The organism is Cryobacterium psychrophilum (assembly GCF_004365915.1).
Taxonomy (GTDB): Bacteria; Actinomycetota; Actinomycetes; order Actinomycetales; family Microbacteriaceae; genus Cryobacterium; species Cryobacterium psychrophilum.
Genome location: NZ_SODI01000001.1, coordinates 2,584,893 through 2,606,362, shown reverse-complemented (window position 1 = coordinate 2,606,362; position 21,470 = coordinate 2,584,893). Strand labels below are relative to the sequence as shown.

Genomic DNA, 21,470 nt, shown 5'->3' with positions numbered 1-21,470 from the left:
CCTAACCGTAGCCGGGTGGACTGAATATGTCACAGCTTTTGTCAATGAGATTTCAGTGACGGCTCGGTTACCGGATGGAGTCGCCGTCTTTCCGCCAGTGCAGCCATCCCGACGACGTGTCCGCCCGCTTCACTGATGGCGCGCCGCGCCTCGAGGAGGGTCGCGCCGGTCGTGAGAATGTCATCAACCACGACGCACGCGAACCCGTCGAGCCGTCGCACGGCCCGAAGAGATCCCCGACGATTCACGGTGCGCTCCTCGCGTCCGAGGCCGACCTGGTCCGCAACCGGTGCGACCGTTCGAAGAGCCGTCGTGGCCGTCAGTCCCGCGCGTTTCAGGATCAGCTCGACGGGATGGAATCCCCTGGCCCGCCATGCCGCCGTGGACGATGGAATCACCACGAGGCGCACTCCCCGCCGCGCCGAAGCCGGGGTCGCGACTCCGAGGGCGGCCGTCACGGCCAACCGGAGGGGCATGGCGAGCGCACCCGCGGCATCCGTTCTGCCGCCGTCTTTGAAAGCCCCGATCACGTGCCGCGCCACACCGGAATAGTCGAGGCCGCACCACACCGGAACTCCCTCGCGCCTCGCCTCGTGCACCTCGGGACGGAGGCCCTGCCGGCACGCGGGGCACAGCGCCCGATCGGCGGCATGGCACCCGACACATTCCGTGGGCATGACAACGGCCCAGGCGTCAAGAAGCGCCGCGGGCAGTCCTGCAAACAGCGCCTTGCCATGCATGCCACCCATACTGCCGCGCGACTCCGCGACAGTGACGGCCGCGCCGGCCACGGTGCACAGCCGGAAGCTGGGGAGGACCGGCTACTTGTCGATGCCCTGCTGGGTGGCGAGCACGGTCACCCCGTCGAGGCGTTTCTGCCAACCAACGCCACGCTGCACGTGCAGCCCTCCGGATGACGTGATCGCCCGGAGGTCGCGCAACGAGTTGCTTCCGGCGAGCGCCACGGCGTCAGGGGGCGACTCAAGCACGAGGCTCGCGCCTCCGAGCTCGCGGGCGGAGATCTGTTTGGCCCCGGTTGCCAGGGTACTGAGCGAGGCCACCGTCAACTCATCAACCCAGGCCACATCGAGGGCAGGGGTTGAATCCGCCATGAGCTGCAGTGGGGCGGTGAGGCCGATCGGCAAACCATCCTTGCGAAGAATCCCCACAACGGCCAGTCGGGGCTCGGCGCCGATCGTGTACGCCACCACGATGCGGGTACCGTCGCGGGCAACCTTCATGGCCTGGATCGTCGTGGCCTCCGGCCAGGGTGAGGCAACACTCACCGCCGCGGAGTCCATGCCCGTCACGACAATGTCGTTCGGTTGGTTCATCGGCACCGACCAAGTGTACCCGTCGTTGTCAATCGACGGCGCAATCAGCCCGGCACGCGAGTCGACCAGCTCGGGATCGTTGCCGGCTCTCACCCGCCAGACTCCGCCCTCCGCGAGGGCCACGGCAGCTTGTTGGCCGGCCGCGAGGGATACCGCCGTGGGGGCGAGTCCCACGATGGCATCGGAGACACCGTCCACCGGGGTCACGGCCTGTCCGCTGGCGGCAAGAAACCCGAAGTCTCCCTCCCGCAAAATCAACGCCCGCGCGTCCACGCGCGGATTCACGGCGGGACCGAGATCGGCAATGTCTTGCGGGTTCTGGTCGATCGTGACCTTCACGCTCATCCCCGACGGCAGGCTCGCCGTGAGCTGCGCCTTCATCCGCTCAAGGGTGATGCGGTCCGCGTTGAGCGCCTCGCTGTTGAGGTCGACCATGGCGTTGCGTCTCACGACCCGCACGGCATCGGCGGTGAGCTTCGTCCCGTCCGGGAATGCCGTGGCGACGGCTCCAACGAGCCAGGAGCTCGGGCCGCTCAGCACGGCGTTGACGATCTTGGTCGGAGCGGATGCCCCGCGAGGGAACCAGCGCAGGTCGGGCACGAGCATGTCGAAGCCGGGGTCGAAGAAATAGAGGGCGGATGCGCTGAAGACGTCGTTGAACGTGTTCTCGTCGATCACCGTTCCGTTGGGGGCGGCCTGGATTCGCCACTGCCCGTCGACCTGCACGAATTGGTAGCCGAGCGGCACGGGCGTCGAATCCGATTCACGGTATTCGCCCGTCGCGCTCACCTCCGCGATCGGTGTCACCATGACCTGGATCGTCTGCTCGTCCCGGGCGGTGACGACGCGTCCGATGCCGTCGTCCACGATGACGCCGGCCGTCGGGTCCCAGTCCGCGCTGAAGCTTGGGGTGAGGAATTCGCGCGCAATGGCGTAGTTGTTCTCCGGACTCGACGCCGCGTCGATGAAACCGAGCAGGATCGATTCCGCGCTGGCGTCACGCTGCGGCCCGGACGGCAGAAACACCTGGGCCGGGCTTTCGTCGACGAGGTCGGCCTGTCCCGCGCGTACGTTTCCCTCTCGCGGGATCCCGCCACACGAGGTCAGGACGATGACGGCGGCCACAACCGCGGCGAGCGCGCGACCGATGCCCGCAGCCCGAATCGGCACTCTACGCATGAGTTCCCTCCGGGATTCCGTGGTTGGGTCCCAAGTCACCCAGCTCCGACGTGGCATCGGCGGGCGGAAGTGGGATCGGTGACGAGGTGAGCACTCCCCCTGACAAACGAGGCAGGGTCAGGCGAAAACAGGCGCCGTGACCGGGCGACGCCCAGACCTGCAGCCACCCATTGTGTACCGTGGCGTCTTCGCGGGCAATCGACAGGCCAAGGCCCGTGCCGCCGATGGTGCGCTTGCGGCTGGGGTCGGCTCGCCAGAAGCGGTCGAAAACATGCGTCACCTCGGACTGGCTCATGCCCATCCCATAGTCGCGCACCGCAATCGCGACCGAATCGCTATTGCTGTCGACCGAGATGACCACGGGTTTGCCGTCGCCGTGCTCAATGGCATTGCCGACCAGGTTGTGCAGAATACGACGGATGCGACGCGGGTCGACGTCGGCATTCAGGTATCCGCCGGGGGCCACAAGCCGCAGGTCGCTGCCCTTGGACTCGGCGAGACTTCGTAAGCCGTCAATGGCGTCCTCCGCGAGGTGCACGAGGTTGGTCGGTTCGCTCTCGAGTTCGACGGACCCGGCGTCGTATCGGCTGATCTCGAGCAGGTCGCTCAGCAACACCTCGAAACGTTCTACCTGGGTGTGCAGCAGCTCTGCCGTGCGCCCGGTTGCCGGGGGAAAGCTCGCGCGCTGGTCGTACAGTACGTCGCCGGCGAGGCGAATGGTGGTGAGCGGTGTGCGCAACTCGTGCGAGACATCCGACACAAAACGTTGTTGCACCTCGGAGAGGTCGGCGAGCTTCTGGATCTGGCTCTGCAGGCTGTCGGCCATACCGTTGAAGGATCGGGCGAGGGTGGCAATGACATCCTGGCCCTTCTCGGGGATGCGCACCTCGAGATCGCCGCGGGCGAGCTTCTCGCTCGTTTCAGCGGCCACGCGAATCGGCGTCACGACGAAGCGCACGATCACCCAGCTGACACCGCCGATGAGCAGCACGAGGGCCAGGCCGGCGACGCCCAGGGTCTGCTGCACAAAGAGCAGCGTCGACTCCGAGTCCTGCAGGCTGTAGCCGATGTAGAGCTCATACCGCCCGGCAACCGGAACGGTGAGTTGCGACCCAACGACGACGCCGGGGATCTCGGTGCCGAGGTCGTCGGTGAGGGTCACTGACTGCCAGAATTGTTCGTCGGAGCTCGCCTGCACCGCGCGGCGCAGATCGTTCGAGACGACTCCGGTCTCCTCGCCGAAGGTCGAGGAATCCTGCGGCGCAACGGTCGACGCATCCTGGCCGGGCACGCGCAGCACGGCAATGAGCCGACTCGAGGATGCCGCGGTGATCGACGTGCGCGCCGATCCGAGCAGCGCGCGCACCTGCACGCGGTCCACGGCATCTGAGGCGTCGAGGATTCCCTGCGCGGCATTCGTGGCTCGATTCGAGTCGAGCAGCACCTGGTTGAGCCTCGATTGGAACAGGTCGTTGCCGATGCTCACCGACATGTAGACACCGACCACGAGGATGGCCATACCCGACAGCACGACCGAGATGGTGACGGTACGAAAGTGCAGGGATGCTCGCCAGGATGTGGCGACGGCTCGGGGCCAGGATCGCCAGTTCCGCACCTGCATTCTCGAACGCCACGTGACGTCCGTGCCCGTTGTCGGAGCCATCAAGGGCCTAGCCGACCGCGCCGGCCCGGTACCCGACGCCGCGAACGGTCATCACGATCTTCGGGTTGTCGGGGTCTTCTTCGACCTTCGCCCGGAGGCGCTGCACATGCACGTTCACGAGGCGAGTGTCAGCCTTGTAGTGGTAACCCCACACTTGCTCGAGCAGCATCTCGCGCGTGAATACCTGCTGCGGTTTGGAGGCCAGAGCCAGCAGCAGGTCAAATTCGAGGGGAGTCAGATTGATCCTGCGATCGCCGCGCTTCACCTCATGGCCCGCGGCATCGACGACAACGTCACCGATTTGCAGGCTGAGGGTCGAGGCGTCGGGCGTGGGGCGCAGCCGGGTGCGAATTCGGGCCACGAGTTCTTTGGGGTTGAACGGTTTGACCATGTAGTCGTCGGCGCCGGATTCAAGCCCGCGCACAACATCCGTTGTGTCCGTCCGCGCTGTCAGCATGATGATCGGGGTGCCGGACTCCGCTCGAATCTGGCTGCACACCTCGATGCCGTCAATGCCAGGCAGCATGAGGTCGAGAAGCACCAGGTCGGGCTTGGTCGTGCGAAAGGCGTCAAGAGCCAGCGCCCCGTCCGCGCAAAAACTTGGCTCGAATCCCTCGCTGTGCAAGACGATGCCGATCATCTCGGACAGCGCGGTGTCGTCGTCGACAACCAAAATACGTGAGGTCATTATTCTCTCTTTGCCATCATCGTGCGTTTCGTCGGCTCCGACGCCTGAACGTCGCCGCCCCCCTGAAGCTGCGGATTACCCGGTGAGTAGTTCATTCCGGTCTCCAGAATAGTCGAGAGACCAGGAGCGCGCTTGGAACCGAGGTGTGCCAGCATGGGAGTCGTGACCGACCCGCAGAACTGGCAACCGCCCACGTTCGGAGCGCCCCCGCAGACGCCCCCGCATGGCCCGCCCATCGGGGCGCCTCTCGGCGGAACGACCGGGGGCCCCATTCCACCACCCGTCGGCGCACCACCCGTCGGCGCACCACCCGTCGGCGCACCGCTCGGCGGCCCTCCTCCCGGCTGGACGCCGCCGCCGAAGCCGGGCCTGATCCCGCTCCGCCCGCTCGGATTCGGCGCCCTCCTGTTTGCGCCGTTGCGGGTGTTGCGTCGCAACCCGCGCGCCACCTTCGGCAGCGCCTTGATCATCCAGGGCATTGTGCTGCTCGCGACCATCGCCGTTGTTGGTCCCGTCACGTACTGGGTGACGGACCGGATCTCAACCGCGCCGACCGACCAGCAGGGCGAGATCGAATCGGGCGGGGCCCTCCTCATCCTGCTCTCGGCGCTGGTGCCCCTCTTTCTCAGCGTGATCGCCGCTGCCCTGCTCCAGGGCGTGATCGTCACGGAGGTGGCCCGGGCGACGCTCGGGGAAAAGCTGCGCCTGGGGCGCTTGTGGCGTGCGGCACGGCCCCGTCTGTGGACGCTGGTGCTCTGGACCCTGCTCCTGCTCACGGCGCTGATCATTGGCCTCGGAATCCTCGTTCTCGCCGTGGCGCTGCTCGCGCTCCTGGGCGACACGCGCGGGCTGATTCTGGCCATTCTCACGGGCGTGATCGGTGGCCTCGCGATACTGGCTGTCACGCTGTGGATCGCGACGAAGACAGCCGTGGTGCCCAGCCTGATTGTGTTGGAGCGTCTCACCGTGCGGGCCGCGATCCGGCGGTCCTGGTCGCTCACCAGGGGCTACTTCTGGCGCACTTTCGGGGTGCTCGCGCTCGTGACGATCGCGGTGAATCTGCTCGTACAGCTCGTGACCACCCCGTTCGCGATTGTGTTCTCCATACTGATGTCGCTTGTCGACCCGACAGCCTCCGTCGATGCGTACGTCCCCGCTTTCATCTCCTATGCCGGCGTCATCTTTGTCACGGTTGTGGCGGGTGCGATCGGTTCCGTCATCACGTCCGCCACGAATGCTCTCATCTATCTCGACCTCCGGATGCGCAAGGAAGGGCTCGACCTCGAGCTCGCCCGGTATGTGGAGGGCACGCAGACGGGTGCCGTCATACCGGATCCGTACCTCATCACGCCCACCTCGCCCCAGGCATGATCAGTCCCGTTCGTCTACGGCCGGCAGAGATTCCGGTGACACCCGATGGTCCAGAGGCGCAGCGCTGGCTGCAGGACGAACTTCTCAAGGCGCCGTACGAGGCGGCGCGGCCCACCTGGTTCGACCGCCTGTCACAGTCGTTCTTCGACTGGCTGGGGTCGCTGCGCCTTCCCGACGGCGGCGTGTGGAACAGCTGGCTGCCCGCCCTTGTGATCGCCGTTGTACTCGTCGCAATCGGTGCCGCCTGGTTGATCTTCGGAGTCCCGCGTCGTAATCGCCGGCGTGCCCAGGCGACCGACCTCTTCGGCACGGATGACCGTCGCAGCGCCGCGGACATGCGCCGCGCCGCGCAGGCCGCCGCACAGGCAGGCAACTGGAGCCTGGCCGCCGAAGAGATCTTCCGCGCGCTTGCCGCCGACATGTTCGAACGCACGGTGGTGAGCGTGACACCCGGTACGACCGCGCACGGTTTCGCCGAGCGCGCGGCTGCCGCTTTTCCTGCCGCGCGCGACGGACTCATCGGTGCTGCCGACGTGTTCGACCGCGTGCGCTATCTGGGCGTGTCCGGCGCCGAGGCCGACTTCCGCACCCTCGAAGCGCTTGAGGGCGAGCTGCGCCGCGCCGCGCCGGCCCGGCTCGCGACGCCCTCCGAGCAGAGCGTCGCGGCCCGGCAGGTCAGCTCGTGAGCGGCTCGCTCGTCGTCGAACCGCGTCCGCTCGTCCTCGATGACTCGGCGGCCAACGCCACCGCGGTGACGCCGACCGTACGAGAGTCCGTGCGCCGGTCCCGGTTCTGGATCATCGCCGCTGCGGGCACGGTTCTGGTCACTCTCGTGGTCGTTCTGCTGGTCGGTGGCCCCGCAACGGGACGCTGGCTCGCCGCCGACAGCGCGGCACCGTCTGGTGCCATGGCCCTGGTCGCGGTGCTGGGGGAACAGGGGGTCACGGTCGTGACCGTCGACACCCTGGCCGAGGCACGTTCGGCAACCAGCGAAGCGGCTGCCCCCACGCTCTTCGTCTTCGACGGCGACGGATTCCTCGACGCGTCACGCCTCACCGCGCTGGGGTCCCTCGCCCCGCGCACGGTTATCGCCGCGCCCGATTTCGCCGCGCTGCAGGCACTGTCCCCCGAGGTCGGATTCGGTGGGTTGTCGATGGCGACTGACCTCACGCCGCAGTGCTCGGTGCCTGCGGCGGCGCGGGCCGGGTCACTCTCCCCGGGGGGAGGCACGCTCAGCATCCCGGAGGGCACCCCGGAGAGCACCCCGGCATCCGGCGCAACACTCACCGGCTGTTTCCCGAGCAGCGACACCACGTTCTCGGTGATCGAACGAGCGGAGGCTGATCACACGCTCACGCTCGTGCCCGACGCGGCCGTGTTCAGCAACGAAACGATCGCGGACTTCGGAAACGCCGCCTTCGCCCTCAACCTGCTGGGGCCCAGCGACACCGTTGTGTGGTACCTGCCGACCCTGGCCGACGTGCCGCGCACGGGGCCGCCGTCGATCGGCGATCTCACCCCCGGATCGGTGACGCCGACGCTCATTCTGCTCGGGCTCGTCGCCGCGGCGGCAGCGTTGTGGCGAGGTCGCCGATTCGGACCCCTCGTGGCGGAGAACCTGCCCGTGACGGTGAAGGCGAGTGAAACTTTGGAGGGGCGGGCTCGGCTCTACGCCCGCGGAAACACCCGCCTGCGCGCTCTCGATGCCCTGCGCATCGGAACGGTGCAGCGTCTGGCCGGTCGGGTGGGGCTCGGCCGCAGCGCGCGGCTCGACGACGTTGTGCACAGCGTCGCCGCGCTCACCGGGCTGGCCGCTGCCGACGTGCGAGGTGTGCTCGTGCAGGAGCACCCAACCGGCGACGCCGACCTTATGCGGCTCGCCAACCGCCTGCAGGAGATGGAGCGGATGACGCAGGCCGCGGTCTCCGCGCACTCGACAACCCCGCATTCGGCGCCTCACGCCCCGGCACCTCACGACCTCCCGCCTCACGGCAGAATGGACTCATGATCACTCCCGCCAGCGCCATCAGCACCGATTCCCTGCGCGAGTCCCTCACCCGGGTTCGTGCCGAGGTGGGCAAGGCCGTCGTCGGGCAGGACGGCGCCGTCACCGGGTTGATCATCGCCCTGCTCGCCAAAGGCCATGTGCTGCTCGAAGGCGTTCCCGGCGTGGCCAAAACGCTGCTCGTGCGCACACTCAGCCATGCCCTCAGCCTCGACACAAAGCGCATCCAGTTCACACCGGACCTGATGCCGGGCGACGTGACCGGCTCGCTCATCTATGACGCCAAGTCCGGTGAATTCGAGTTTCGTGCCGGACCGGTCTTCACGAACATCCTCCTCGCCGACGAGATCAACCGCACTCCCCCGAAGACTCAATCGGCGTTGCTCGAGGCGATGGAAGAACGCCAGGTGAGCGTGGACGGGGCCACGCGCCTGCTGCCGGTCCCGTTCATTGTGGCAGCCACGATGAACCCGATCGAATACGAGGGCACGTATACCCTGCCGGAGGCACAGCTCGACCGGTTCCTGCTCAAACTCGTCCTCGACATTCCAGCGCGCGACGATGAGGTTGAGGTGTTACGTCGACACGCGGCCGGTTTCAACCCACGCGACCTCGCCGGCGCGGGTGTCACACCCGTGCTGGGTGCAGCCGAGCTGGCGGCGGCACAGGCGGCCGTGGCATCCGTCGGGTCAAGCGCCGATGTTCTCGCCTATGTCGTGGACCTTGCGCGCGCCACACGCTCCAGCCCCTCGGTGAAACTCGGCGTGAGTCCGCGAGGAACCACTGCCCTGCTCGCGGCGGCCAAGGCATGGGCCTGGCTGAGCGGCTACGAGTCGATCACGCCCGATCACGTGCAGGCGATGGTGCTGCCGGTGTGGCGCCACCGGCTGATGCTGCAACCGGAGGCCGAGCTCGAGGGCGTCTCGGTCGATGCGATCCTGCGCGGGGTGCTGCAGCAGGTGCAGGTTCCGATCTAGCCCATGACTCTCTCCGGCCGATTTGTGGCGCTCCTCGCGCTCGGCGTCATCCCCGTGGTGCTCTTCGGCGACACGCTCACGCGGGCAGTCGCCGTGTTGGGGCTGTGGCTCCTCGCCATGGCGCTGCTCGGCGGCCTCGATCTGCTTCTTGCCGCCTCGCCGCGCGCCCTCCTTCTGGAACGCGTGCTGCCCTCCAGGGTGCGACTGGGCGAAACGGTCACGAGCCAGCTCTTCGTCACCAACACCGGTCGCCGTCATCTGCATGCGGTGATTCGGGATGCCTGGCAGCCGTCGGCCGGTGCCGGAAACAATCGTTCGGCCGTCTCCATCCCGCCCGGAGAGCGCCGCCGCGTGGCGATCGCCCTGACTCCCTTTCGACGGGGAGAGCGTCGGGTGGGCCAGGTCACGGCACGGGCACGCGGTCCCCTCGGCCTGTGGAACCGGCAGGCGACCCTGAGCGCGCCGGGAACCATTCGGGTGCTGCCGCCGTTCCATTCCCGCAAGCACCTTCCGTCCCGCATCCAGCGGCTCAAAGAACTTGACGGACGCACGCACGTGATGGTGCGCGGCCCGGGTACCGAGTTCGATTCCCTGCGTGAGTATGTGCGCGGCGACGACGTGCGCTCGATCGACTGGCGCGCCACGGCCAGGCGCAACGATGTCATGGTGCGCACCTGGCGGCCGGAACGCGACCGACGGGTTGTGATTCTCATCGACACGGGGCGCACCTCTGCCGTGCGAATCGACAATGAGCCCCGCCTGGACACCGCCTTCGAGTCCAGCCTGCTTCTCGCTGCCCTGGCCGCCCCGGCCGGAGACCGGGTTGATTTTCTCGCCTTCGATCGTCGCGTTCGCGGTCGGGTGGCCGGCGCCAAGGGTGCTGCGCTGCTGTCGCAGATGGTCGATACGATGGCCCTCATCGAGCCCGAACTGATCGAGATGGACTGGGCCGCTGTTCCCGCGCAGGTGCGCAGCATCACGAGCCAGCACGCGCTCGTCGTGCTCATCACCTCGATCGACGCCGCGGGGGCATCCACTGGCCTGCTCTCGGTGCTCCCCCAGCTCACCGGGCGTCACACGGTCGTTGTCGCCTCCGTGACCGACCCCATCGCGGCCGCAGCGGTTGAAGAGCGCGCCACCCGCTCCGAGGTTTACCGGGCCGCCGCAGCCGAACGGGCCATGCTCGATGTGGCACGGGTCTCCGCCGCCATTCGCCGGCTCGGCGCGGAGGTCGTGACGGGGGCACCCGCCGATCTGCCTCCCGCCCTCGCCGACCGCTACATACTGCTGAAGGCCACCGGCCGCCTGTAGGAAGCGCCGCGGGACCTCAGGCGGCGTAAATGCGCGTGCTGCCAGCCTCGTACTCGCCGAGGTCGCCGGTCTCCCCCGCGCGCGCTGCGCGCCCACCGACCACGATCATGTAGGTGAGAAACAGGGCGAGTGCGAGGGTCCCGATGCCGATCTTCACCGGCCATGGCCAGGGAGCAGGCGTGACAAACCCCTCAATGACGCCCGACACGAACAGCACCAGGACAAGGCCAATGGCCACCGTGAACAGTGCTCGTGCGTCCTCGGCGAGGGCTTGCCCCCTGGTTCGAGCGCCGGGCGCAATCCAGGCCCAGAAAATGCGCAGGCCCGCCGCAGCCGCCACGAAAATTGCGGTGAGTTCGAGTTGGCCGTGGGGCGCGATGTAGAGGAAGAAGACGTCGCCCTTGTCCTGCGAGAACATGATGGCCGCTGTGAGGCCAATGTTCTGCGCGTTCTGCAGGATGATGAACGGAACGTAGACGCCCACAATGCCGAATGCAATGCACTGCGCCGCGATGAAGGCATTGTTGGTCCACACTAAACCGGTGAAGGACGCGGCGGGGTTATCCGAGTAGTACCCCACGAAGTCTTCGTTCGCGACCTGCGCGAGTTGCTTGTCGGTGCCGAGGTTCGCCAGTACTTGCGTATCACTGAGCGCCCAGAGCGCATAGAGTCCCGCGACCGCGAATGTGACGAGAGCGACCGCCAGGGTGAGCCAGCGAATTCGATACAGGGCTGCCGGCAGCTTCAGGGCAAAGAAACCCGGAAGAAGGGACAGCATGTTGGCGCTTGTCCCGGTGAATCTCAACCGCGCACGGGACAGCGCCACGGAAAGGCGGTCCCCTTGCACCGTTGACCCGGCGGTGGTCTTCATGGCGGACAGGTGTGTCGCTCCAGCCTGATAGCGCTCGATGAGCTCGTCGGCCTCCGCGCCGGAAAGCTGCCGCCTTGAGCCGAGCTCCGTGAGGCGGTTCCACTCCTGTTTGTGTGCGGCCGTGTAGGCGTCGAGATCCATCTGGTTCAATAGTAGACATGGTGCAGACCGTGCAGTCCACTGATCCGGCCAATGACGGCTCGGACTCCAGCGAGGAACTTCTCACCGGCGAGGCAGTCGCGCTCGATGTGCTCCCGGCGAACCTGATTCTTCGGGGCGCGGGCGCGGCCATCGACGTCGTCGCCTACGGCATCCTCTTCACGGTTCTGCTCCTGTCTGCGCTATTCGTGCTGGGCGACGCGGCGGATCCCGCGCTCAATCAGGCCGTGACCATCGCCAGCCTGGTCGTATCCATTGTGATCGCGCCCATGGTCGTCGAAACAGCAATGCGGGGCCGATCTCTTGGCAAACTCGTCATTGGTGCGCGGATCGTGCGGGTGGACGGTGGCGCGATCTCGCTGCGTCATGCCTTCATTCGCTCCCTCACGGGAATCCTGGAAATTTTCCTGACCCTCGGTGGCCTCGCTGCGACCGTGGGGCTCCTCAACGCACGCTCCCAACGCCTCGGTGATCTGCTTGCCGGTACGTATAGTCAGCTTGAGCGGGTGCCTGCATATACCGCGCCCGTCACCGGAGTTCCTCTACCGCTTCTCGGCTGGTCTCAGACGGTGGATGTGGCACGGCTGCCCGATCCGCTCGCGCGTCGCGTGGCACAGTTCCTCCGGCAGGCTGCGAAGCTCACTCCGGCAACCCGGGAGCGCTTCGCCGCGTCCCTGGCCGCCGAAGTGGCACCGTTCGTCTCCCCGGTGCCGTCCGCTCCAGCCGAGGCATTCCTGATCGGTGTGGCCGCGGTACGTCGTGACCGGGAGTACGCCGCCCTGCTCCTCGAGCGCGGCCGCCTGGAGCGTCTGGCTCCGGTGCTGCACGGCCTCCCCCACGAGTTCCCCAACCGCTAGGCTCCGTCTCCCTCACCCCAAGCCAGCCTCGCAGCGACTCTTCCGCTGGTCGGGTCTGCCGAGACCTGGCCCCTGGCGGTATGAGGGGTTAACGCAAAAATGGCCACCCCGCGTGGGGTGGCCATTGATGGTGTTGCTAAGTTAAGTCCGGCGGTGTCCTACTCTCCCACAGGGTCCCCCCTGCAGTACCATCGGCGCAAAGAGTCTTAGCTTCCGGGTTCGGAATGTGACCGGGCGTTTCCCTCTTGCTATAGCCGCCGAAACACTTGGTGATGCGTGTTTCGAACCTATATTTTTTAGTTATAGACCCCTGCAATGTTTATTAGACACCGTGGGGTGTTGTTCTCGACCGTACATCGAGAACCACATAGTGGACGCTAAAGCAGCTTCTTCAAACTGAGTGTTATCAAATTATCGGCTTATTAGTACCGGTCAGCTTCATGGGTCTTTAGTCCCCACTTCCACATCCGGCCTATCAACGCAGTAGTCTAGCTGCGAGCCTCTCCCCCTAAGGGATGGAAATCTCATCTCGAAGCCGGCTTCCCGCTTAGATGCTTTCAGCGGTTATCCGTTCCGAACGTAGCTAATCAGCGGTGCTCCTGGCGGAACAACTGACACACCAGAGGTTCGTCCATCCCGGTCCTCTCGTACTAGGGATAGATCTTCTCAAATTTCCTGCGCGCGCAGCGGATAGGGACCGAACTGTCTCACGACGTTCTAAACCCAGCTCGCGTACCGCTTTAATGGGCGAACAGCCCAACCCTTGGGACCTACTCCAGCCCCAGGATGCGACGAGCCGACATCGAGGTGCCAAACCATGCCGTCGATATGGACTCTTGGGCAAGATCAGCCTGTTATCCCCGAGGTACCTTTTATCCGTTGAGCGACAGCGCTTCCACAAGCCACTGCCGGATCACTAGTCCCGACTTTCGTCCCTGCTCGACGTGTCAGTCTCACAGTCAAGCTCCCTTGTGCACTTACACTCGACACCTGATTACCAACCAGGTTGAGGGAACCTTTGGGCGCCTCCGTTACTTTTTAGGAGGCAACCGCCCCAGTTAAACTACCCACCAGGCACTGTCCCTGAACCGGATCACGGTTCGAAGTTAGGTATCCAATATGACCAGAGTGGTATTTCAACGATGACTCCACCTGAACTAGCGTCCAAGCTTCACAGTCTCCCACCTATCCTACACAAGCCACACCGAACACCAATACCAAGCTGTAGTAAAGGTCACGGGGTCTTTCCGTCCTGCTGCGCGTAACGAGCATCTTTACTCGTAATGCAATTTCGCCGAGTTCGCGGTTGAGACAGCTGGGAAGTCGTTACGCCATTCGTGCAGGTCGGAACTTACCCGACAAGGAATTTCGCTACCTTAGGATGGTTATAGTTACCACCGCCGTTTACTGGGGCTTAAATTCTCAGCTTCGCCTTGCGGCTAACCGTTCCTCTTAACCTTCCAGCACCGGGCAGGCGTCAGTCCGTATACATCGTCTTGCGACTTAGCACGGACCTGTGTTTTTAGTAAACAGTCGCTTCCCACTGGTCTCTGCGGCCTTCGAACGCTCCCGGAGCAAGTCCGTTCACGCCTCAGGCCCCCCTTCTCCCGAAGTTACGGGGGCATTTTGCCGAGTTCCTTAACCACGATTCTCTCGATCTCCTTAGTATTCTCTACCTGATCACCTGAGTCGGTTTGGGGTACGGGTGACTAAAACCTCGCGTCGATGCTTTTCTTGGCAGCATAGGATCACTGATTTCGCCCTTACGGGCTACCCATCGGGTCTCAGGCTATATGAACGACGGATTTGCCTATCGTTCGCCCTACATCCTTAGACCGGGACAACCATCGCCCGGCTCAGCTACCTTCCTGCGTCACACCTGTTAATACGCTAACCGCACCAGTGTCGGGTCGTACGCTAGGCCCCTGGCCTCACCCCGAAGGGATTAGCTAGAGGATTCAGATACTTAGCATTACTGGATTAGCTTGGGCGGTTTTTCGTCAGTACGGGAATATCAACCCGTTGTCCATCGACTACGCCTGTCGGCCTCGCCTTAGGTCCCGACTTACCCAGGGCGGATTAGCCTGGCCCTGGAACCCTTGATCTTTCGGAGGACGGGTTTCTCACCCGTCTTTCGCTACTCATGCCTGCATTCTCACTCGTGTAGCCTCCACGGCTGGTTTACACCGCCGCTTCGCTGGCCACACGACGCTCTCCTACCCATCAACACGGCTGAACCAACCACACAAGGTGGCGGCTTACCAAAAATATCAATGCCACAACTTCGGTGGCGTGCTTGAGCCCCGTTACATTGTCGGCGCGGAATCACTTGACCAGTGAGCTATTACGCACTCTTTCAAGGGTGGCTGCTTCTAAGCCAACCTCCTGGTTGTCTGCGCAACTCCACATCCTTTCCCACTTAGCACGCGCTTTGGGACCTTAGTTGGTGGTCTGGGTTGTTTCCCTCTCGACGATGAAGCTTATCCCCCACCGTCTCACTGCTGCGCTCTCACTTACCGGCATTCGGAGTTTGGCTGACGTCAGTAAGCTTTTGGGCCCCATCGGCCATCCAGTAGCTCTACCTCCGGCAAGAAACACGCAACGCTGCACCTAAATGCATTTCGGAGAGAACCAGCTATCACGAAGTTTGATTGGCCTTTCACCCCTATCCACAGCTCATCCCCTCCATTTTCAACTGAAGTGGGTTCGGTCCTCCACGACGTCTTACCGTCGCTTCAACCTGGCCATGGATAGATCACTTCGCTTCGGGTCTAGGACATGCGACTGAATCGCCCTATTCAGACTCGCTTTCGCTACGCATTCCCCTCTCGGGTTAAGCTCGCCACATATCACTAACTCGCAGGCTCATTCTTCAAAAGGCACGCTGTCACCAGAATCAGACTGGCTCCAACGGTTTGTAAGCAAACGGTTTCAGGTACTATTTCACTCCCCTCCCGGGGTACTTTTCACCTTTCCCTCACGGTACTTGTTCACTATCGGTCATGTAGGAGTATTTAGGCTTATCAGGTGGTCCTGACGGATTCACACGGGATTTCTCGGGCCCCGTGCTACTTGGGATACTCTTCGGGTGATTACTGCATTTCGACTACGGGGTTCGCACCCTCTATGACCAGGCTTTCAATCCTGTTCGTCTATACAACGCTCTAACCCTTGCCATTCGGTAGAATCGGCTGAAAAGTCCCACAACCCCGACCATGCAACGCCTACCGGCTATCACACATGATCGGTTTAGCCTCATCCGGGTTCGCTCGCCACTACTAACGGAATCACTATTGTTTTCTCTTCCTGTGGGTACTGAGATGTTTCACTTCCCCACGTTCCCTCTACCCGCCCTATATATTCAGGCGGGAGTCACCAGGTCACCTTACGGGCCTGGCGGGGTTTCCCCATTCGGAAATCCTCGGATCACAGTTCGTTTATCAACTCCCCGAGGCTTATCGCAGATTACTACGTCCTTCTTCGGCTCTACATGCCAAGGCATTCACCGTTTGCTCTTAAAAATTTGAAATCACATGAGTTTGAATCGATTAAGTATCACCACTCGAAAGTGATGATCGAAATTGACCAATGATCACGCACTTATAAATAAGTGCATAGATCTTTGTAATCCAACGGACCAAAGTCCGTCAAATTTAAGATGCTCGCGTCCACTGTGTAGTTCTCAAAGTACGGGCGGTACCCCAACTGCCGGCCATTGATGCCAACAGAAAAGGATCCAGAGGAACAGTTCATACCCGGTCTCAACAAACTCGACCAACGATATGTTCCGGTCCCTCAGGACCCAACAGCGTGCACATACAATTCTCTCCGAACCCGAATCCTCCAACTCCCCCGTGTAAACACCGGAAAGCGTACTAACTCGAGAACGACCGTCCTCATACCAATGTCAATGTTCCACCCATGAGCGCCATCCACACCGTTCGGCGTGGCATGACTGGCATCTTTGATCTCCCTGTATACAGAGGAGAGATGCACGTGCTCCTTAGAAAGGAGGTGATCCAGCCGCACCTTCCGGTACGGCTACCTTGTTACGACTTAGTCCTAATCACCGATCCCACCTTCGACAGCTCCTTCCCACAAGGGGTTAGGCCACCGGCTTCGGGTGTTACCGACTTTCATGACTTGACGGGCGGTGTGTACAAGGCCCGGGAACGTATTCACCGCAGCGTTGCTGATCTGCGATTACTAGCGACTCCGACTTCATGAGGTCGAGTTGCAGACCTCAATCCGAACTGAGACCGGCTTTTTGGGATTCGCTCCACCTTACGGTATTGCAGCCCTTTGTACCGGCCATTGTAGCATGCGTGAAGCCCAAGACATAAGGGGCATGATGATTTGACGTCATCCCCACCTTCCTCCGAGTTGACCCCGGCAGTATCCCATGAGTTCCCACCATTACGTGCTGGCAACATAGGACGAGGGTTGCGCTCGTTGCGGGACTTAACCCAACATCTCACGACACGAGCTGACGACAACCATGCACCACCTGTATACCGACCTTGCGGGGCGACTGTTTCCAGCCGTTTCCGGTATATGTCAAGCCTTGGTAAGGTTCTTCGCGTTGCATCGAATTAATCCGCATGCTCCGCCGCTTGTGCGGGCCCCCGTCAATTCCTTTGAGTTTTAGCCTTGCGGCCGTACTCCCCAGGCGGGGAACTTAATGCGTTAGCTGCGACACGGAGACCGTGGAATGGTCCCCACATCTAGTTCCCAACGTTTACGGCATGGACTACCAGGGTATCTAATCCTGTTCGCTCCCCATGCTTTCGCTCCTCAGCGTCAGTTACGGCCCAGAGATCTGCCTTCGCCATTGGTGTTCCTCCTGATATCTGCGCATTCCACCGCTACACCAGGAATTCCAATCTCCCCTACCGCACTCTAGTCTGCCCGTACCCACTGCAGGCCCGAGGTTGAGCCTCGGGTTTTCACAGCAGACGCAACAAACCGCCTACGAGCTCTTTACGCCCAATAATTCCGGACAACGCTTGCACCCTACGTATTACCGCGGCTGCTGGCACGTAGTTAGCCGGTGCTTTTTCTGCAGGTACCGTCACTTCCAGGAAAACCCAGTCACTTCTTCCCTACTAAAAGAGGTTTACAACCCGAAGGCCTTCGTCCCTCACGCGGCGTTGCTGCATCAGGCTTGCGCCCATTGTGCAATATTCCCCACTGCTGCCTCCCGTAGGAGTCTGGGCCGTGTCTCAGTCCCAGTGTGGCCGGTCACCCTCTCAGGCCGGCTACCCGTCGTCGCCTTGGTGAGCCATTACCTCACCAACTAGCTGATAGGCCGCGAGCTCATCCTTGACCAAAATTCTTTCCACCAAGAAAGATGCCTTCCAAGGTCGTATCCGGTATTAGCTACAGTTTCCCGCAGTTATCCCAGAGTCAAGGGCAGATTGCTCACGTGTTACTCACCCGTTCGCCACTGATCAGAGAAGCAAGCTCCTCATCACCGTTCGACTTGCATGTGTTAAGCACGCCGCCAGCGTTCGTCCTGAGCCAGGATCAAACTCTCCGTAAATGTTGAATAGCTCCCCAGTCGAAACCAGGTGCCCATCTAGTGCAGAAACCCGCCGGAATAGGCGAAGAAACTGCAAGTTTGAAACTAGCAAGAACAAATCATTACTGACTTGCTTTTGTTATTTTGCGTGGTCATTAACCACGACTTCAATTGTTATTCCAAAGGAATCTCTTAGCTGCGCACCCGCTAGAAACGGATACAACAACCACGAGGTTTTTGGCATTTGACATTGTGCACGCTGTTGAGTTCTCAAGGATCGGACGCACCCAGCTTCGAACCCTAATGGGCTATCTCGCTGAGGCAACTTGTCTAACTTAGCCACCCTGCTCGCCGCTGTCAAGTCGAGCGAAACGCACGTTCCAGGCCGCCGAAGCACACCACAAAACCCACGACTCAGACCAGGAAACCAGCGAGATGGAAGACTTACAATTCTAAACCACGAGACAACATTCATACAAGATGAACAACGGCTGTCTTCACGGCGTCGAGATGGTCCCGCATGAGGCCGAAAAGCTAAGCAGCTTTCCGCACCTGTGGGGTGACTTAGAAGACATTACGGCCATTCCCCACACGCCGCAAATCCACACCCATTTACCCACATCCCGGGCGCGCCGCCGCCCCAAACGCCCCGGGCATCCGTCGCCGCCCCCGAAATCGGGAGCCGCTACGGTAACCGGCGTAGCGCCCACCGAAAACGGGCGCGGTGCCGGCCCGCACCCGTTAGTAGCGGTAGTGATCGACCTTGTACGGGCCGTCAACCGGGATGCCGAGGTAGTCGGCCTGTTCGGGTGAGAGCACGGTCAGTTCCACACCGAGGGCGTTGAGGTGCAGACGCGCCACCTTCTCGTCGAGGTACTTGGGCAGCACGTACACACCCACCGGGTACTTCTCCGGGTAGCAGTACAGCTCGATCTGCGCGAGAACCTGGTTCGTGAAGGAATTGCTCATCACAAAGGAGGGGTGGCCGGTGGCGTTGCCCAAGTTCATCAGGCGCCCCTCGGAGAGAACAAGGATGCTGCGCCCACTCGGCAGTCGCCACTCGTCGACCTGTGGTTTGATCTGTACCTTCTCGGCACCGGCCAGCACCTCAAGGGCAGCCATGTCGATTTCATTGTCGAAGTGACCCACATTGGCGATGATGGCGAGGTGCTTCATGCGCAGCATGTGCTCGGTACGGATGACGTTGAAGTTACCGGTGCCGCTCACGAAGATGTCCACATCTTCGACCACGGACTCAAGCCTGGCCACCTGGAACCCGTCCATCGCGGCCTGGAGCGCGTTGATCGGGTCGATCTCACTCACGATCACGCGGGCGCCCTGGCCCTTGAGCGCCTCGGCGGCTCCCTTGCCCACATCCCCATAGCCAGCGACGAACACAACCTTGCCCCCGATCAGCACGTCGGTCGCGCGGTTGAGGCCATCCGGGAGCGAGTGCCGAATGCCGTACTTGTTGTCGAACTTGCTCTTGGTGACCGAGTCGTTCACGTTGATCGCCGGGAACAGCAGGGACTCGCCCGCTGCGAGCTCATACAGGCGGTGCACTCCCGTGGTGGTCTCCTCGGTGACGCCGAGCAGGTCGGCGGCCACCCCGGTCCAGCGATCCGACGAGGCGGCAAGAGACACGCGCAGGGCAGCGAGGATCACACCGTACTCCTGGCTGTCGGAATCCGAGTCGGCGGGAACGGCTCGCGCCTGCTCAAATTCTCGGCCCTTGTGTACGAGCATCGTGGCGTCGCCGCCATCATCGAGGATGAGGTTCGGCCCGGTCCACGTCTCCCCCGCCGCGGCGGCTTCATCGCTCCAGTCGAAGATCTGGGTGGTGCACCACCAGTATTCCACGAGTGTCTCGCCCTTCCAGGCGAATACGGGCACGCCAGCCGGGGCATCCGCCGTTCCGGTCGGGCCAACCGCGATAGCGGCGGCCGCGTCGTCCTGGGTGGAGAAGATGTTGCAGCTTGCCCAGCGCACCTGGGCGCCGAGCGCCACGAGCGTTTCGATGAGCACCGCCGTCTGCACGGTCATGTGCAGCGAGCCGGCGATGCGGGCACCGGCAAGCGGCTTCGATTCGCCGAATTCGGTGCGAAGGGCCATCAGGCCCGGCATCTCGTTTTCAGCGAGGCGGAGCTGGTGCCGACCGGCCTCGGCGAGCGAGATGTCGGCGATCTTGTACCTGAAGGCAGCGGATGTGGACGGCGAGGCGACAGTCATGGCCCTATCCTGCCAGTCTCTTCCGGCTGGTGACGGAACATGACGCAGATTGTCGGCATGAGCGGATGCGAGGGGCTGGGTTCCGGCCACGGGCATCCGCTTGAACCCGCGCTCCCAGCGTTTTACACGAGGGCCAGCTCGGGAGCGGGAGCCTGAACCACGCCGGGGCCGCGGGTGCGCGGCGGGCGGCCCCGAACATCACGACGGCGACGGCGACGGCGACGAATGCGGCACCCCGACGAGACTCGTCGACGCGCTGCACAGCGTCACCGTCCAGCGGCGCGCGCGTCCTCCGAAGCTGCCCCAGAGGCGAGGCAGTTGTGGGACGGTCAGGTCGCGGAACCTGCCGCGCCAGCCTGGTCGGTGAAGACGCGATGGCGCACGAGCTGCCAGCCCTGGGGCGCGGTCGTTCGTGCGGAGTGACGGTCACACAGGTCGAAGCTGTGCGGGTCGTGCTCGATCGCCAGCGGGCCGAGAACCGCCATCGAATCGGCATAGTCAAAGGTCAGCGTGGCTACGGAGGGTTTGCCGCAGGCGATTCGAGAGCACGGCCGATTAGACATACCTTCAGGCTAGCGGCGTCCAGGGGTAGATCACGGCCGCGCCCCCTCATCTGGGAATATCGGCACCCACCCTGGCCGTACTTTTTTCCGACGAGAAAAGAAATTCGTGCGTGTCCGTCTTTTCAATGGAACTTCAGGGATGCTCTGCGGTGGCAGAAGTAGGATGGGCGCATGTCCAGATCCCGCCGTTCCGCCATCCCTGAACCCACGGTTCGCGGTCGCGGTCGCGACCGTCACGGACGCGGTGTGCGCAGCTCGGCGACCGGACCCTTTCTGCCCCCGTTGCGCACGCGCATCGATCTATTCGACATGACGGTGGCGTCAACGGTGGAATACCTGCGGGGCGTATGGCCGGACGAACTCGCCGGGGCCGTCTTTGAAACCGCCGCCGGCCCACACTCCGTGGTCGCTGACGTGGGCGTCGAACGCTGGAAGGTCTCCCCCGCATCTCGCCGGGTGGTTTTTTATCGCCTGCCCATTCAGCGGCTCTCCCGCTTGCACTACAACGACGAGCTGCACCAGCGCATGATCATCGAGACCTGCGTATTTCGCGGAATTGCCGAGCTGCTCGGCAAGGATCCCTGGGAGCTCGCTCCCGATCGCTTCCGCCACTTCTAGGCGCTCACCTCCCTGCTCGAACCGCCACCTGCCCTCCGGCGGCTCGAGCGGATGCGTGCGCCCGGGCCACGCGGGCAGGGTGGCAGTTCCGCGTGGTTGCGGGGTTTGTGGCTGAGTGTTTGCT

At 63.1% G+C, this 21,470-nt stretch carries 14 protein-coding genes and 3 rRNA genes; 7 read left to right on the top strand and 10 right to left on the bottom strand.

The features are described from left to right. Positions 1–41 precede the first annotated feature (41 nt). From EDD25_RS12185 to mtrA, 4 genes are all read right to left on the bottom strand, one after another. On the bottom strand, positions 42–740 hold the full coding sequence (locus EDD25_RS12185) for a ComF family protein (RefSeq protein WP_166671292.1): 699 nt from the start codon (positions 738–740) through the stop codon (positions 42–44). A gap of 81 nt (positions 741–821) precedes the next feature. Further along, complete coding sequence (locus tag EDD25_RS12180; protein WP_166671291.1) at positions 822–2,513, bottom strand: LpqB family beta-propeller domain-containing protein; 1,692 nt, start codon at positions 2,511–2,513, stop codon at positions 822–824. After that, on the bottom strand, positions 2,506–4,134 hold the full coding sequence (gene mtrB, locus EDD25_RS12175) for an MtrAB system histidine kinase MtrB (protein ID WP_134175440.1): 1,629 nt from the start codon (positions 4,132–4,134) through the stop codon (positions 2,506–2,508). Before mtrB ends, EDD25_RS12180 begins: the two co-directional genes overlap by 8 nt. 49 nt (positions 4,135–4,183) lie before the next feature. Continuing rightward, positions 4,184–4,864, bottom strand: coding sequence for an MtrAB system response regulator MtrA (gene mtrA, locus EDD25_RS12170; RefSeq protein WP_134173505.1), 681 nt, complete (start codon positions 4,862–4,864; stop codon positions 4,184–4,186). 153 nt (positions 4,865–5,017) lie between these two features. Here mtrA and EDD25_RS12165 point away from each other — a divergent pair, with 153 nt between their 5' ends. Genes EDD25_RS12165 through EDD25_RS12145 form a run of 5 tightly spaced genes read left to right on the top strand, consistent with a single transcriptional unit; the run spans position 5,018 to position 10,528 of the window. Continuing rightward, a complete protein-coding gene (locus EDD25_RS12165; RefSeq protein ID WP_134173504.1) occupies positions 5,018–6,235 on the top strand; it encodes a hypothetical protein in 1,218 nt (405 codons plus the stop codon). Next, positions 6,232–6,921 (top strand): DUF4129 domain-containing protein, encoded by a 690-nt coding sequence (locus EDD25_RS12160; RefSeq protein ID WP_134173503.1) that lies wholly within the window; start codon positions 6,232–6,234, stop codon positions 6,919–6,921. Before EDD25_RS12165 ends, EDD25_RS12160 begins: the two co-directional genes overlap by 4 nt. Continuing rightward, positions 6,918–8,243, top strand: coding sequence for a DUF4350 domain-containing protein (locus tag EDD25_RS12155; RefSeq protein ID WP_134173502.1), 1,326 nt, complete (start codon positions 6,918–6,920; stop codon positions 8,241–8,243). Before EDD25_RS12160 ends, EDD25_RS12155 begins: the two co-directional genes overlap by 4 nt. Then, on the top strand, positions 8,240–9,217 hold the full coding sequence (locus EDD25_RS12150; RefSeq protein WP_134173501.1) for an AAA family ATPase: 978 nt from the start codon (positions 8,240–8,242) through the stop codon (positions 9,215–9,217). The genes EDD25_RS12155 and EDD25_RS12150 overlap by 4 nt, the downstream gene beginning before the upstream one ends. Positions 9,218–9,220: 3 nt before the next feature. Next, a complete protein-coding gene (locus EDD25_RS12145) occupies positions 9,221–10,528 on the top strand; it encodes a DUF58 domain-containing protein (protein ID WP_134173500.1) in 1,308 nt (435 codons plus the stop codon). Between the two features lie 16 nt (positions 10,529–10,544). Here the strand turns inward: EDD25_RS12145 and EDD25_RS12140 are convergent, their stop codons facing one another. After that, a complete protein-coding gene (locus tag EDD25_RS12140; RefSeq protein ID WP_134173499.1) occupies positions 10,545–11,540 on the bottom strand; it encodes a stage II sporulation protein M in 996 nt (331 codons plus the stop codon). Positions 11,541–11,557: 17 nt separating this feature from the next. On the opposite strand from EDD25_RS12140, the gene EDD25_RS12135 reads away from it, so the two are divergent. Then, positions 11,558–12,415 carry an RDD family protein gene (locus tag EDD25_RS12135; RefSeq protein ID WP_134173498.1) on the top strand — a complete coding sequence of 286 codons (858 nt, stop codon included), beginning with the start codon at positions 11,558–11,560 and terminating at the stop codon, positions 12,413–12,415. Positions 12,416–12,560: 145 nt separating this feature from the next. On the opposite strand, the gene rrf is transcribed toward EDD25_RS12135, so the two are convergent. The 5 genes from rrf to EDD25_RS12110 form a co-directional block, all read right to left on the bottom strand. Further along, positions 12,561–12,677: ribosomal RNA gene (rrf, locus tag EDD25_RS12130) — 5S ribosomal RNA — on the bottom strand. A 140-nt stretch (positions 12,678–12,817) separates the two neighbouring features. Further along, positions 12,818–15,944: ribosomal RNA gene (locus EDD25_RS12125) — 23S ribosomal RNA — on the bottom strand. A gap of 478 nt (positions 15,945–16,422) precedes the next feature. Further along, positions 16,423–17,957, bottom strand: a 16S ribosomal RNA gene (locus EDD25_RS12120). Together the 16S, 23S and 5S rRNA genes form the textbook arrangement of a ribosomal RNA operon. 720 nt (positions 17,958–18,677) lie before the next feature. After that, on the bottom strand, positions 18,678–20,165 hold the full coding sequence (ahcY, locus tag EDD25_RS12115; protein WP_134173497.1) for an adenosylhomocysteinase: 1,488 nt from the start codon (positions 20,163–20,165) through the stop codon (positions 18,678–18,680). Positions 20,166–20,494: 329 nt separating this feature from the next. Next, entirely contained in the window at positions 20,495–20,728 is a 234-nt protein-coding gene (locus tag EDD25_RS12110) for a DUF3499 family protein (RefSeq protein WP_134173496.1), read from the bottom strand. A 171-nt stretch (positions 20,729–20,899) separates the two neighbouring features. Between EDD25_RS12110 and EDD25_RS12105 the strand changes: the two genes are divergently transcribed. Continuing rightward, positions 20,900–21,346: a metallopeptidase family protein gene (locus EDD25_RS12105; protein ID WP_134173495.1), complete on the top strand. Its 447-nt coding sequence runs from the start codon at positions 20,900–20,902 to the stop codon at positions 21,344–21,346. Positions 21,347–21,470 lie beyond the last annotated feature (124 nt).